Here is a 13,829-nt window from a genome sequence, read left to right as displayed (position 1 = left end):
TACTGCTATTTTTATAGGAGTGAACTGTTAGGGAGAGACAACTTGCGTATCATCTTGTTGTTCTTGTGCTGCTTTATTAATGCTAGCTGGGCTGAAGATTATAGCCCTTGGCTTAATGAGTTTCGTCCATCCAGCCTCAGCCAACAACAACAAATTGAAGAGCTTGCTTGGTTTAAACAAGCCGCCAAACCCTTTCAAGGTATAACTATTCGCGCCATCTCCGAGCGTATCAATACTCACTGGTATGAGGCCACCGTGATTGCCCCACTGTTTTACCAACTCACTGGCATTAAAGTGATTCACGAACTTAGCAGCGAAGACGATGTGGTAAAAAAGCTGCAAAGCCAAATGGATTTAGGCATTAACTATTACGATATATATGTCAGTGATAGCGATTTAATTGGTGGTCATTTTCGCTCAAACAAAGTTCTCAGCTTAAGTGAATTTATGCGTGAACAAGGTAAACAAGTCACCCTGCCCAGCCTAGATGTGAATGACTTTATTGGCTTAGCTTTTACCACTAGTCCTTATAACGAAATACTGCAGCTACCCGACCAGCAATTTGCCAATCTATATTGGTATCGCCAAGATTGGTTCGCACGCCCAGAACTGCAGCAACAGTTTAAAGCCATTTATGGCTACCCGCTTGCGGTACCAGTGAATTGGTCGGCTTATGAAGACATCGCAGAGTTTTTTAGCAAGCACGTAAAACAGATTGACGGCCATAAAGTGTATGGCCATATGGACTACGGTAAACGCGACCCTTCATTAGGCTGGCGCATTTCTGATGCTTGGTTATCTATGGCGGGTATGGGTGATGTAGGCTTGCCTAACGGCCTTCCTGTTGATGAATGGGGAATTCGCCGTCATGGTTGCCGCCCAGTAGGAGCCAGCGTTAAACGCGGTGGCGCACTGGATTCGCCAGCAGCCATTTACGCAATACAAAAATACGTAGATTGGCTAGTGCGCTACGCTCCACCAGAAGCACAAAAAATGACCTTTAGTGAAGCCGGTGCAGAAATCGCTAAAGGCCATATTGCCCAACAAATTTTTTGGTATACCGCCTTTACTGCCGATTTAAGTCACCCAGACTTATCCATTACCGACGACAATGGCAAACCCTTATGGAGAGTGGCACCTTCACCACGCGGCGCTTACTGGCAGCCGGGCATGAAATCAGGCTACCAAGACGTAGGCGCATGGACCTTACTCAAATCTACTCCGCTAAAACGCCAGCAAGCAGCGTGGTTATACGCCCAGTTCAACGTGGCCAAAACGGTATCTTTACGTAAAACCATGGTAGGGCTAACTCCTATTCGTGAAAGCGATATTATGTCTCCAGAGTTTACTCAGCGATCCGAGGAGTTAGGGGGCTTAGTTGAGTTTTATCAAAGTAACGCGCGTAACGAATGGACCCCAACCGGGCTTAATGTGCCCAATTATCCCGCATTATCGGCTTTATGGTGGCAATACATAGGCCGCGCCAGTGACCAAAAGGAAGATGTAAGTAAAATCATGCAAGAGTTAGCCAAAAGCATGGATGCAGCGCTCGCTAAAATAGGCCATGAAACCAGAGGCGCTTGTAGCCCTAAGCTAATCTCAAGCCAAAACGAAGCCTTATGGCTAGCCCACCCTGGCTCACCAAAACCCAAATTGGAAAATGAAAAACCGCCTGGCAAAACCCTCGCTTACTCGGAGTTGATTAAACAATGGCAACCCTAGTTAAGTTGTTGGTAACCAGCCTATTGCTCTCCAGTCAAATGCTTAGAGCCAGCGACTTAGTATTTAATACTTATATCGATCCACCTTATGTCTCTCAAGGCGATGAAGGCGTCACAGGCATCAGCATCGATATTCTTAAACTACTAAGACAACATAGCCAACTAAACATAGAGCTGCACTTACTGCCGCTTAAACGCGCTTACGCGGTAGCCTTGGATTCCGCAAACCAATGTGTATTTGCTATTGAACGAACGCAATCTAGAGAGAGTTCTTTTATTTGGATAAGCCCAATGTTTATTAGTCGCTATGCTATTTACCAGCGTAAGTTGCATGCTAAACACTTAGCCAGTCTTGATGATTTAACTAAGCTACGCATTGGCAGCTATTCTGGCAGCGGTGTAGGTGAATACCTCACTAGCTTTTCAATTACGGTTGATTTGGCTAAAACCAACTTAAACAGTGCCAAAAAACTTACCCGCCACCGCACCGGTGCTTGGGCCAGCGACATTCTGTCTGCGGCCTATATTCGCCAACAGTTTGATTTAGACATCTCACCGAAAAAGTACCATTTTTATAGCGCGTTGCGGGCCATAGCGTGCAACAAAAACAGTGACTTAGGGGTATTAGACAAGCTGCAAAAAAGCCTTAATCAACTACAAAAAAGCGGCCAAATAGGTCAAGTATTAAGTCAATATGAACAGCAATATCAGGTAGATTTAGGTTTATAACACCCATAAAAAAAGCAGCCACATAAGGCTGCTTTATTAGCTATATCAAGTGAACTTAACCTTTAAGGTTAGCCAAGTAGCTAACTAATTCATTTAGCTCTTCAATTGATTTAACTGAACCGGTATTTACTTGATACTTACCGTTAACAACTAATGCAGGCACACCGCGAATTTTATAGTTAATGGTATTCTTTTCCATTTGCGAAACCATGCCGTTAACCACAAAGCTATTCGCTGCACTATCAAACTTCTTGCCGTCTACGCCGTTCGCAACAAAGATACTGCGCAAGTCGTCGCGACTAGTAAAGTTTTGGCGTTTGTTATGAATTGAATCGAAGATAGCATGGCTAATCGCTGGCTCTACTTCTAGCATTTCAGCTGCCGCAAAAGCACGAACCATTTCTTCACCCATTGAACCACCAATAAAGCTTACGTGATTCTTTTTGAAAGCGACGCCTTCAGGCAAAGACTTTTTAATACTCTCAGCCACTGGCTCAAATTTAAAACAGTGTGGACAGTAGTACGAGAAAAACTCGATAACTTCTGGTTTAGCAGTAGCCGTTTGTTTAATTACGTCGTAATGCGTGCCTTCTTTAAAATCAGCCGCCATTGCCATTGGTAATGCGAGCATTGCCATTAAACCAATCAGTAACTTTTTCATCACCCTGTATTTCCTTCCAGTGAATTCATAAAAAACCGAGCATAATGATAAGCATTCGCTCGGTCAATCGCAGACTATCGCCTTGACACTAATTTACGTATTCCAAGATCCCATTTCAAACATTACTTTGGTATCTGATTCACGATGAATAAGTTCAGCATAATGCTGTTCAATTTGGCTACGTCTAATTTTTAAGGTGGGAGTGAGCAAGGCGTTATCGACATTCCAATCTTCTTCCACCACCATAACGTGCGACAGCTTAGCATGGCTTTCGAGGTGTTCGTTGACCTTATTTAAGGTTCGGTTAAGGCTAGCTTCAATTTGTGCTTGTGAATGCTGCTTCATTTCTGCCGCTAACACTACTAAAGCACAAGGTTGAGTCATTGCACTGCCCACCACGCACACTTGTTCCACCATGGAATTTTCCGACACGCTCTGTTCAATAGGAACTGGGGCAACGTATTTTCCTTTCGCGGTTTTAAAGCTTTCTTTTAAACGACCAATAATTTTTACATAACCATCGTCGTCCAGTGTGCCTTTATCACCGGTATGCAGCCAGCCATCCACAATTGATTCTTCAGTAAGATCGGCGTGTTTATAATACCCCTGCATCATGCCGTTGCCTCTCGCGAGGATCTCTCCCTGCTCAGAGATTTTAATCTCTACGCCCGGCCCAGCTTTGCCAATGGTGCCTATTTTATCGCTGCGGAACGGTACATTAAGCGTGCCGTAAGCCAGGTTCTCGGTCATCCCCCAAGCTTCAGAAACATTCAAACCAATCGACTGATACCAACGCAGCAATGAAGGCGCAACCGGGGCACTGCCACAGCCTAAAATTCGCGCTTTGTTTAATCCCAAGGCTTTTTTAATTTTGCGTTTAATCAAGCCTGATACCAAAGGAATAGCCAGCAGTAACTTAAGTTTTTTGGGTGGCAGTTTTTCAAATACACCTTGCTGGAAGCGAGCCCACAAACGCGGCACCGAAATAAACAAAGTAGGTTGTACACTGCGCAAGTTGTCGGGGAAAGTGTCTAAAGACTCGACAAAAGACACGCTAAATTGGCCATTAAAGATGCTGGTACCTTGAATGTACACTCGCTCAGTAATGTGCGCCAAAGGCAGGTAAGACATTACTCGGTCTTCGCTAGAGGCTTCTAATACCTCAATCAGTTGTTCACTGGCGAAACGGTAAGCAGCAAAGCTGATTTCCGCCCCTTTGGGGTCACCGGTACTGCCCGAGGTATAGATGATAGTCATAATGTCATCTTTATCCCACAGGTGATTTTTTTCAATCACTGGTAGGTCATTTAACCAATCTTGCCACTGAATATGGCAAGGCATGGTGGGGTAAGGCATCGCTACGGTTTTTAAACCAATCGGCACTGCAGAGGCTTGTTTACCCCACTCATCTAACTTACCCACAAACAGCAATTTTGCTTCACTGTGTTTAAGTACAAAGGAAATGGTATCGACACTGGCGGTAGAATAAATAGGGATACTGATGCAGCCAGCCATGATAATGGCCAGATCAGCAATAAACCACTCGGCACTGTTTTTAGCCAGAATGGCCACCTTGTCACCGGGCTCTAAGCCCTCAGAAACAAGGCCTTGAGCAATTTGCCCAGCTTCTCGGGCCACCATGGCCCACGTTTTCTCGTGATATACGCCATCAATAGGCTGACGGAGGTAGACGCGCTGTGGATCCTGCTTTTGCCAATGCATCATTGCATCAACGGGGGTGACAAAATTTGTCATTCACAACCTCGTTACAAGTTATTCACCTTTTATATCAATCCTATACGGCTAGCGGCAGGATGCCAGCACAATTCGAAAATATGCGAGAGTAATGTGAACAAACACTCTGTTTAAGGCCAATTTTTGAAAGGGTTTTGGCTTAATTGAGAGTTGTAGTATTGAGTTTGTCCCGTCACCTCTTGGCCAAGCCAACTGGGCTTTTCAAAGCATTCTTGCTCACTCCCAAGCTCTACCTCAGCCACCACTAAACCGTGGTTGTCGCCAGCAAATACATCCACTTCAAAAATGTGCTGAGCCACGGAGACTAAGTAGCGCACTTTATCAATGGCGCCCGGCTCGCACAGCGTTAACAGTTGCTCTGCTTCAGCCAGCGGAATGTCTTTTTCCCACTCGTAACGGCTTAAACCCGATTCATTGCTGGCACCTTTTATCGTAAGAAAACCTTGCTGGCCGCGAATACGTACCCGCACAGTGCGCTGTTTATTACTATTTAAGTAAGCTTGCACAATGCGCGTATGTGAGCTGGCTTGAGCAATAAAATCATCACTGTTTACCAGAAATTTTCTTTCAATTTCAACACTCATAAGCGCTCCTAGTAAGCGGGTGTTAAAGATAAAGGCGGTTGCTGCAAAGCGGATAACTGCTCTTTAAGTGCCAGTATCTGATCTTCCCAGTAACGCTGCGAGTTAAACCAAGGAAATGCGCGTTGAAAAGCGGCATCTTGCCAGCGACGCGCTAACCAACCCATATAGTGAATCATGCGCATAGCGCGCAGCGGTTCAATAAGGCTTAACTGGCTCATATCAAACTCACAAAAGGCTTCGTAGCCCTCTAGCAAAACTTCTAGCTGTAAACGGCGCTCGTTATCATCACCTGCTAACATCATCCATAAATCTTGAACCGCTGGGCCATTACGGGCGTCATCTAAATCCACCAGCATCGGGCCATCTCGCCACAAAATATTGCTGGGGTGGCAGTCGCCATGCAGGCGAATAATAGATTTAGGTTGGTAAGCTGCTTTAGCGGCCTCGGCCACTTGCTCGGCAATGGTAAAAAACGGCAGGGTTAAACCTTCAGGCAACCAATCCCGCAAAAATTCTAGCGGCTGGTCGAGCATTTCTTCGGTATTAATCGATAAGCGGTGCTCAAATAATGTTGTGCCTACCTTTTGGTGCATCCGTCCTAGGTATTGGCCAACTCGCTCAATTTGGTCAAGGTTATCTACCTCAAAGCCACGCCCACCAACACTAGGGAAAATAGTAAATAACCAACCCTGATATTCAAACAAGGTGCGGCCATTAACCACCAGCGGTGCAACAATCGGCACATCCACTTCAGCCATTGATAAGCTAAATTGGTGCTCTTCAATAATTTGCGCTTTGCTCCAGCGTTCCGGGCGGTAAAACTTCACCACATAACGCAGATCATCTTCCGCTTTAAACTGATAAACCCGGTTTTCGTAAGAGTTTAAGGCAAGTAAACCGCTACTGGGGAAGATCCCCTGAGATTCAATAGCATCGAGGATTAAATCGGGATGCAGTTCAGCAAATAGAAAGGCGCTCATGGCATGACTTCAACAAGAGATTATCGGCGCAGTGTAGCAGTAAAAGGGGTTGTCAGCGACTAAGCGCTTAGTTGGTTAAATGCTTGAACCACGATGTAAATACAACTTGCCCACGCTACCGCCATCACTAGCGATCGTAATGTGGCTAAGCCGTAAACATATACCACCGGATGCACTAAGCGAGTGGCTAAAAATAACAACGCAGGGATTTGAATAAGCTGAAAATCGAGGCCAGCGAGTTGGGCAATCAGTAAGCTACCGGCGAAGAGGATAATAGCCTCCCAAGCATTTTGCTGGGCGGCATAAATCCGTTGACCAAAACTGTTTAACTGAGCGGCTTGTTGGCGCGGATTAAGGTTATCAACCCGCCCCAATTGACGTTTTCGTACCACCGAGCCATATGCTGCCAATAGATAAGGCAGCACCAGCAAGATGGCAAAACAAGCCAATACCAATTGCATACTGCTTAGCCACCACTAATAAAGCGGCTAGCTTGAATAAACTGGTCGTCACCGCTTTCTAGTACAAACTCAATATCAACAATCGAACGTTTAAACAGGTAAGGGTCACTGGCTAGCGTAATAGGCACACTAAACACCTCACCACCTGGCACCGTAACAATTTGCTGGCCAATCCACTCTACCTCTTCAAAACCACGCACACTTAAATGGAATTCACGTGCATTAGAAGATTTGTTAATCACTTTCAGGGTGTAAGAGTTTTCCACTAGGCCTTCGGAGTTTTCGGTATACAAGGCGCCTCGGTCACGCAATACATCTAACTGCATGGGTTTAACACTTAACAGGGTAAAGACAAAAGCCACCAACATGAGGGTGAGTACAACGCCATAACCAATTAGCTTGGGCCGCAAAATATCTGTTTTTTGCCCAGCTAAGTTATGCTCGGTGGTATAACGAATCAGCCCTTTTGGATAATTCATCTTCTCCATGGTTTGGTCACAAGCATCGATACAAGCACCACAGTTAATACACTCGTACTGCAAACCTTCGCGAATATCGATACCCGCAGGGCACACCTGCACACACAAGTCACAATCAACACAGTCACCTAAACCCAAGGCTTTAGGGTCGGCACTGCGCTTACGTGGGCCACGGCTTTCTCCACGCTCGGTGTCGTAAGCCACAATAAAGGTGTCTTTATCAAACATGGCAGACTGGAAGCGTGCATAGGGGCACATGTGAGTACACACAATGGTACGCATCCAACCAGCATTTGCGTATGTAGCCACGGTGAAGAAAATCACTGAGAAGTTAACGGCACTGCTGGCATTAAGCGTGAAGAAATCCCTCCACAACTCTGTAACCGGCACAAAGTAGGCAGCAAACGACAAGGCGGTAAATACCGACACCGCTATCCACGCGCTATGCTTGGCGGTTTTTCGCCATATTTTATTGAAGTTCCAACTAGACTGATCGAGCCGCTTCCGTTTGTTGGCACTACCCTCAATTTTTTCTTCAAACCAAATAAAAATAAAGGTCCATACCGTTTGCGGGCACAAGTAACCACACCACACACGGCCTAAAAAGGTGGTAATAAAAAACAAGGCAAAGGCGGCAATAATGAAGAACCACGCCAACAAGAGTAAGTCTTGCGGCCACAAGGTTAAGCTAAAGAAGTGATATTGGCGCGCGCCCATATCCAACAAAATAGCTTGGCGATCCCCGTAAGGAATAAACGGTACAATCACAAAGGCGGCGATAAACACCCAGCCCATGTATTTACGCAAACGCTGAAATACGCCTTTTTGCTCGCGCACATAAATTTGTTCTTGGGGATTATATCGATCAACCGGCGCGCGCTTTTTAGCGGCTTTGGGTTTTGGGCTCACATCTTTTACAGGAATTCGTTCACTCATCACTCAATCCTTTTGAGGGAGGCACTGGTGGAACTGATGCCTTTGCTTAAGCAAAACGGGCAATTGAGAAACAATTGCCGCTTAAGACATTACACTTTTACGCCGCGTGCTTTAAGTAAAGCAGTTTTAAAATCATCCTCACAATCTTTAGCGATGCCAGGAATCATGTCTTCTTTACCAATGGTTAGCATTTTTAATTGGTAAATCAGCACGTCGTCGGTAAGTTCACTCATTGGTTTGTCAAAACCAGCTTGGTCGGCGATTTGAGTGATAATTTCCACTAAGTTTAACTCCGGTTGTTGTTTCCAAACCGGCGTGAGTAAATCGATTAATTCTTCAATACGATGTAACTGCATACTCATTATACTTCTCCACGGGCGGCCACTACAGCTTGGTTTCTGCCTAGCTGCTTGGCTCTATATAGGGCCTTGTCGGCCTTGTCTACGATCTCTTTGGTACTTTGCTGGGCTACCGGAATTAAACACGACACACCAATACTCACGGTAACATAGCTGGCTGCGGCCGAATATTCGTGGCGTAGCTGCGCCTCGGCCAATAGTGTTCTTACTCTTGCGGCAACTTGCAATGCGCCTTTGGTATCGGTGTTGGGCAATACCATTACAAATTCTTCGCCACCATAACGTGCCACTATGTCATCTTCGCGCTGTAACGCTTCGGTGAACAAGTTCGCCACCATAGTTAAGCATTGGTCGCCAGCAACGTGCCCGTAATGATCGTTATAAGGCTTAAAGAAATCAACATCGATCAGCAATAAACTCAAAGAAGTATTGGCTCGACTACTCAAACGCCAGTGCAACGATAAGGTTTGCTCAAACACGGCACGATTATACAAACCGGTTAGCGAATCGCGCTCACTTTGGCGGCGCATTATAGCGTGGCTGTCTTCCAGCTCTAAGGCCTTAACGCGGTTAAGCGCCCCTTCGGAAAAGTTGTCTTTAACTAAGGTTTCAGCGCGGCGCAATACAATGTTGAGTTGCGCCCAGCACACCAGCAGCACTAAAAAGGCCACCAGTTCAGTTTTTTCACCGCCTACCACACTCACTAACAAGGCCAATAAAATGGGGATGCTAAAACCATTAAAGCTACGAATACTAAGTAAATTTGGCACTACCACTAAAGATAACAGGGCGCCCACCAGCACCACTAATAATAGCCGTTCCGCACCTACCAACTCGGGCATGAACAATAAAATGCCCACTCCCCACAATACTCCGCTACTGGTAGCGAGGCTAAAGTAGCGGGTTAACTGGGAAGACGGTTGTGCATCAGAGGAAAAGTCTGTTTGATAACGGGCAAAAAAGTAAAATGCCGCCGACAGTACCAGCATAAACACTAACCACAACATATGAGAATTAGACTGATAATGCGGCGTAAACAAGCCCCACCAAATCAGGCTATACACTGCGGTCATTATTGCCACCAGCCGCCCATTGTTGAGCAAATAGCGGGCGTTTTCAGTGTTTACTTGTAGCTGCACATTGCGCAAAAACAGAACCCTTACAAGGAGTGGCGAATAATTTGTGTGCATTGTAGCAATAACTAGAACAACGAGAACAGAAAAACCCTCGCTCGCACCTGCTTAAAACACGCGGCGAGATCACAAAACTTTGATGGTAATTTCAGTTAGTAATTACTTTAATGCCTAGCTTGCTGGTTGTTCCGTAAATGTCTTTTTTATCAGAAAAAATAGCGCAAACCTCACAACAAACAACTAAAAGGGAATAGCCCTCAAAAACTCAGTCTCACATGTTTAGTGCTACAAGTTAAAAGCAGCGAATTTAGGGTAGTTCCTTACATATGGGCATTGTTAAATCTCCACAAGGCAAGTTAATCAACCAGCCGTTGCCTGCCAAAAAATGTTGTAGTTAGGCACATTCACCACAAATCCATCAAACTTAGCTAAAATAAATCGCAGGCTTGATAACAATATTGATCTGATTGCTTGCGTCCTTTTTCCCAGAAAGGGTAAAGTGCTACCCGCAAGTATATTGGTCAATAATCTTGCAACTCGGTCAACTAGGTAAAGCATCTAAGGAACAAGGTCAATGCTGGACAATATTAATCCAACTACTACACAGGCTTGGAAAGCGTTACAAGCACATTTCGAAACACAAAAAGAGGTTCAACTTAGCGAGCTATTCGCCGCTGACTCAGACCGCTTCAACCGTTTCTCTGTATCGTTTAACGAGCAAATCTTGCTAGATTACTCGAAAAACTTCATCACCGAAGACACCATGCAACAATTGTTTGCCCTAGCGAAAGAAACCAAGCTAGACAGCGCAATTAAAGCCATGTTCTCGGGCGATAAAATCAACCAAACTGAAGGTCGCGCCGTATTGCACACCGCACTACGTAACCGCAGTAATACCCCAGTAATGGTAGACGGCGAAGACGTAATGCCAGGTGTAAACGCGGTGCTAGAGAAGATGAAAGGCTTCTGCGCAAAAATTCACTCTGGCGAGTGGAAAGGTTACACCGGTAAATCAATTACCAGCATTGTAAACATTGGTATTGGTGGTTCAGATCTTGGCCCAGTAATGATTACCGAAGCGCTAGGTGCCTACAAACTAGAGCACATTACTACGCACTTTGTATCAAACGTAGACGGCACTCACATTGCTGAAACACTTAAGCAAGTAGACCCAGAAACCACATTGTTCTTGGTTGCCTCTAAAACCTTTACCACCCAAGAAACCATGACTAACGCCCACAGCGCGCGTGATTGGTTCTTAGCAGCCGCTAGCGACGAAGCTCATGTAGCTAAGCACTTCGCAGCCCTATCTACCAACGGTAAAGCAGTAGCAGAGTTCGGTATTGATACCGACAACATGTTTGAGTTTTGGGATTGGGTAGGCGGTCGTTACTCTTCTTGGTCGGCAATTGGTCTTTCAGTAGCGCTAACGGTTGGTTTCGATAACTTCATTGAGTTGTTAGATGGCGCACACGCCATGGACAAGCACTTTGCAGAAACCGAACTAGAGCAAAACTTGCCAGTTATCTTGGCCTTGCTAGGTATTTGGTACAACAACTTCTACGGTGCAGAAAGCGTATCTATTCTACCTTACGACCAATACATGCACCGTTTTGCTGCTTACTTCCAGCAAGGCGACATGGAGTCTAACGGTAAAAATGTAGACCGCAACGGCAACCCTGTAGATTACCAAACTGGCCCAATTATTTGGGGCGAACCTGGTACCAACGGCCAGCACGCGTTCTACCAGCTAATTCACCAAGGAACTAAACTGATCCCTTGTGACTTTATTGCACCAGCGCAAACCTACAACCCGTTGTCTGATCACCACTCGAAGCTAATGTCTAACTTCTTCGCCCAAACTGAAGCCTTGGCTTTTGGTAAGTCGCGCGAAACCGTAGAAGCAGAGTTAGTAGCTGCGGGTAAATCAGCCGCCGAAGTAGCAGAACTAGCACCGTTTAAAGTATTCACCGGTAACAAACCAACCAACTCAATCTTGGTTAAGAAAATTACCCCGTACTCTTTAGGTGCCATGGTAGCGATGTACGAACACAAAATCTTCGTACAAGGCGTAATCTGGAACATCTTTAGTTTCGACCAATGGGGCGTAGAATTAGGTAAGCAGCTAGCTAACCAAATTTTACCAGAGCTAAAAGACGGCGAATCAGTAGATAGCCACGACAGCTCAACCAATGGTTTGATTAACGCCTTTAAAGCCTGGAAATAAACCTCCGCTTTATATAACGCGTTAAATGCAAAGAGCTGGCCTAGGCCAGCTTTTTTTGTTTCACGAACTTCTAAGCGAAAAAACCTCTAAGACCTTATCTTTTTACACCCGCATCAATTCTTTCTTTTTAGCTTCAAATTCAGCGTCTGATATCACCCCTTTTTCTTTCAGTGAATGAAGTTTTTCAATTTCATCAGCCACACTACTGAATGAAGGAGCTTGCTTTACCGGTACGATAAAACACCAAATTAAGGCAATTAACCAACCGACTCCCCACAGCAATCCACCTAGTACATTAACAAGAATGATCGCTATTTTATAAGGGTGACTTTTGCGTATAGCAATGATTGTTGGAAGAAAAGCTAAAGGAAGGAATATAATTGTATCATTATGCCCTTAATGCCCTTAATGCCCTTAATGCCCTTAATGCCCTTAATGCCCTTAATGCCCTTAATGCCCTTAATGCCCAGAGCTAAGCTCAAGGCGTTATTGATGTCTATCAAAAAATATGCTTTTCTCATTTAAAATCCAATACACACAATATCCGATATAATGTATTGTATATCTCGTGTTCAAGAGTCGCTAAATTCAACACTCTTGTCTCAAAAAAAAACCGCCGAAGGCGGTTTAAAAATTAACTGTTATGGCGCCAACCTAACAAGTTAAAGAAAGCGCAGGAACCCAAAGGGCCTGCGTTTTTTCTATAACAAGTATAACAGTCAACAAAAGGCTAAAGCCTTGAGAGACATTACTCATATAGTAAGTCCTAATTTTTCCGGTTTTTATCGGATTTGTAGCTTTTAGCTACAGCTCAAATATTTAAGCCTCCTCGTGTTGCCGGTATCCCACAAGTATTTGTGCTATATGATAAAACTCCCTTGTTTTTCATCATATTGTGGCTAACAATTGTAAATACCACTAGATGTAGTAGTCGAGTAATTTTATTCATAAATCAAATACATATGATTAAGATCAAGTGGACTTAAGAAAGGTGTTTCGTTTGCTCATAAATCCCCCAGTAATCACAAAAAATTAATGAGCCTTTCCAATTGATTAAAACCTCTGAGATCAACGACAATTGACTCTAGAGATTACAAATTTGAGGCTTCCTATTCTGTCTAACCAACATTTACACAGCCCCAAAAAATACAATCAGACACATTAATTAAATGTTTGGCGCACCGTTTCCCCTGCTTTTATCTCACGAATTACTTTAGCCGGATTTCCACCCACCAATACGCCTGCGGGCACATCTTTAGTTACTACCGCGCCAGCAGCCACAACGGATCCGTTGCCAACCGTTACGCCTGCAAGAATAACGGTGTGGCCACCGATCCACACATCATCACCAATGGTAATAGGCGCGGGGTAATCGATGACCTCTCGCTCGCCTTGTTGATTCATGTAAGTTTTGCGTAGTTCGGGATCTAAGGCGTGATTAATCGAGAATAAACTAACATTGGGCGCAATCATCACCCGATCACCAATAGTAATTTTGCCAGAATTAACCAAAGTTAAATTGGTATTAATGAATACGTCGTCGCCAATAAATACCGTATCGCCATAATCCACGGTAAGTGGTGGGCATACCTCAATATTGCTGCCCACTTTTGCAAATAACTCACGCACCAAGGTTTCGCGCAGTTCGACTTCGTCGGGTGCTGTTAAATTAAACTTGTGGGTAATTAGCCTGGTAGCTAAACGGCGCTCGCCCAAGTCTTTATCCCAGCGATTAAAACTAAGGCCGGCCATCATTCGCTCAAATTGGCTTTGCATTGTTGCTCCCATTATTCATTTGGCTATT

At 44.8% G+C, this 13,829-nt stretch carries 13 protein-coding genes; 3 read left to right on the top strand and 10 right to left on the bottom strand.

The window, feature by feature from the left end; genetic code table 11:
- Positions 1 to 48: 48 nt before the first annotated feature.
- Together Q4592_RS11900 and Q4592_RS11895 are read left to right on the top strand one after the other, a co-directional pair.
- Positions 49 to 1,722 (top strand): ABC transporter substrate-binding protein, encoded by a 1,674-nt coding sequence (locus Q4592_RS11900; RefSeq protein WP_303513619.1) that lies wholly within the window; start codon positions 49 to 51, stop codon positions 1,720 to 1,722.
- Positions 1,710 to 2,450 (top strand): ABC transporter substrate-binding protein, encoded by a 741-nt coding sequence (locus Q4592_RS11895; RefSeq protein WP_303513211.1) that lies wholly within the window; start codon positions 1,710 to 1,712, stop codon positions 2,448 to 2,450. The genes Q4592_RS11900 and Q4592_RS11895 overlap by 13 nt, the downstream gene beginning before the upstream one ends.
- A gap of 55 nt (positions 2,451 to 2,505) precedes the next feature.
- On the opposite strand, the gene Q4592_RS11890 is transcribed toward Q4592_RS11895, so the two are convergent.
- The 8 genes from Q4592_RS11890 to Q4592_RS11855 form a co-directional block, all read right to left on the bottom strand.
- A complete protein-coding gene (locus Q4592_RS11890; RefSeq protein ID WP_303513210.1) occupies positions 2,506 to 3,111 on the bottom strand; it encodes a thiol:disulfide interchange protein DsbA/DsbL in 606 nt (201 codons plus the stop codon).
- 93 nt (positions 3,112 to 3,204) lie between these two features.
- A complete protein-coding gene (locus tag Q4592_RS11885; protein WP_303513208.1) occupies positions 3,205 to 4,866 on the bottom strand; it encodes an AMP-binding protein in 1,662 nt (553 codons plus the stop codon).
- Positions 4,867 to 4,976: 110 nt separating this feature from the next.
- A complete protein-coding gene (locus Q4592_RS11880) occupies positions 4,977 to 5,450 on the bottom strand; it encodes a CYTH domain-containing protein (RefSeq protein ID WP_303513206.1) in 474 nt (157 codons plus the stop codon).
- 8 nt (positions 5,451 to 5,458) lie between these two features.
- Positions 5,459 to 6,430, bottom strand: coding sequence for a serine/threonine protein kinase (locus Q4592_RS11875; protein ID WP_303513204.1), 972 nt, complete (start codon positions 6,428 to 6,430; stop codon positions 5,459 to 5,461).
- Between the two features lie 59 nt (positions 6,431 to 6,489).
- Positions 6,490 to 6,891, bottom strand: coding sequence for an MAPEG family protein (locus tag Q4592_RS11870; RefSeq protein WP_303513203.1), 402 nt, complete (start codon positions 6,889 to 6,891; stop codon positions 6,490 to 6,492).
- A 5-nt stretch (positions 6,892 to 6,896) separates the two neighbouring features.
- A complete protein-coding gene (ccoG, locus tag Q4592_RS11865) occupies positions 6,897 to 8,306 on the bottom strand; it encodes a cytochrome c oxidase accessory protein CcoG (protein WP_303513200.1) in 1,410 nt (469 codons plus the stop codon).
- An 89-nt stretch (positions 8,307 to 8,395) separates the two neighbouring features.
- Entirely contained in the window at positions 8,396 to 8,668 is a 273-nt protein-coding gene (locus Q4592_RS11860; protein WP_368411619.1) for a YihD family protein, read from the bottom strand.
- Positions 8,668 to 9,804, bottom strand: a complete 1,137-nt coding sequence (locus Q4592_RS11855; protein WP_303513617.1) for a GGDEF domain-containing protein — start codon at positions 9,802 to 9,804, stop codon at positions 8,668 to 8,670. The genes Q4592_RS11860 and Q4592_RS11855 overlap by 1 nt, the downstream gene beginning before the upstream one ends.
- A 568-nt stretch (positions 9,805 to 10,372) precedes the next feature.
- Between Q4592_RS11855 and pgi the strand changes: the two genes are divergently transcribed.
- Positions 10,373 to 12,025, top strand: coding sequence for a glucose-6-phosphate isomerase (gene pgi, locus Q4592_RS11850; protein WP_303513197.1), 1,653 nt, complete (start codon positions 10,373 to 10,375; stop codon positions 12,023 to 12,025).
- A 102-nt stretch (positions 12,026 to 12,127) separates the two neighbouring features.
- On the opposite strand, the gene Q4592_RS11845 is transcribed toward pgi, so the two are convergent.
- Both Q4592_RS11845 and Q4592_RS11840 read right to left on the bottom strand, forming a co-directional pair.
- Entirely contained in the window at positions 12,128 to 12,373 is a 246-nt protein-coding gene (locus Q4592_RS11845; protein WP_303513614.1) for an SHOCT domain-containing protein, read from the bottom strand.
- Positions 12,374 to 13,186: 813 nt separating this feature from the next.
- Positions 13,187 to 13,801 (bottom strand): sugar O-acetyltransferase, encoded by a 615-nt coding sequence (locus Q4592_RS11840; RefSeq protein ID WP_303513196.1) that lies wholly within the window; start codon positions 13,799 to 13,801, stop codon positions 13,187 to 13,189.
- Positions 13,802 to 13,829 lie beyond the last annotated feature (28 nt).

Source organism: Agarivorans sp. 1_MG-2023 (assembly GCF_030548385.1).
Classification (GTDB): Bacteria; Pseudomonadota; Gammaproteobacteria; order Enterobacterales; family Celerinatantimonadaceae; genus Agarivorans.
The sequence above is the reverse complement of the archived record's forward strand: the minus strand, read 5'-3'. Positions and strand labels throughout refer to the sequence as shown.

Coding starts and splice junctions, on each gene's coding strand:
- Q4592_RS11895 (WP_303513211.1), top strand. CDS start 1,710: ATGGCAACCCTAGTTAAGTTGTTGGTAACCAGCCTATTGCTCTCCAGT.
- Q4592_RS11890 (WP_303513210.1), bottom strand. CDS start 3,111: ATGAAAAAGTTACTGATTGGTTTAATGGCAATGCTCGCATTACCAATG.
- Q4592_RS11860 (WP_368411619.1), bottom strand. CDS start 8,668: ATGAGTATGCAGTTACATCGTATTGAAGAATTAATCGATTTACTCACG.
- Q4592_RS11885 (WP_303513208.1), bottom strand. CDS start 4,866: ATGACAAATTTTGTCACCCCCGTTGATGCAATGATGCATTGGCAAAAG.
- Q4592_RS11840 (WP_303513196.1), bottom strand. CDS start 13,801: ATGCAAAGCCAATTTGAGCGAATGATGGCCGGCCTTAGTTTTAATCGC.
- Q4592_RS11875 (WP_303513204.1), bottom strand. CDS start 6,430: ATGAGCGCCTTTCTATTTGCTGAACTGCATCCCGATTTAATCCTCGAT.
- Q4592_RS11880 (WP_303513206.1), bottom strand. CDS start 5,450: ATGAGTGTTGAAATTGAAAGAAAATTTCTGGTAAACAGTGATGATTTT.
- pgi (WP_303513197.1), top strand. CDS start 10,373: ATGCTGGACAATATTAATCCAACTACTACACAGGCTTGGAAAGCGTTA.
- Q4592_RS11870 (WP_303513203.1), bottom strand. CDS start 6,891: ATGCAATTGGTATTGGCTTGTTTTGCCATCTTGCTGGTGCTGCCTTAT.
- ccoG (WP_303513200.1), bottom strand. CDS start 8,306: ATGAGTGAACGAATTCCTGTAAAAGATGTGAGCCCAAAACCCAAAGCC.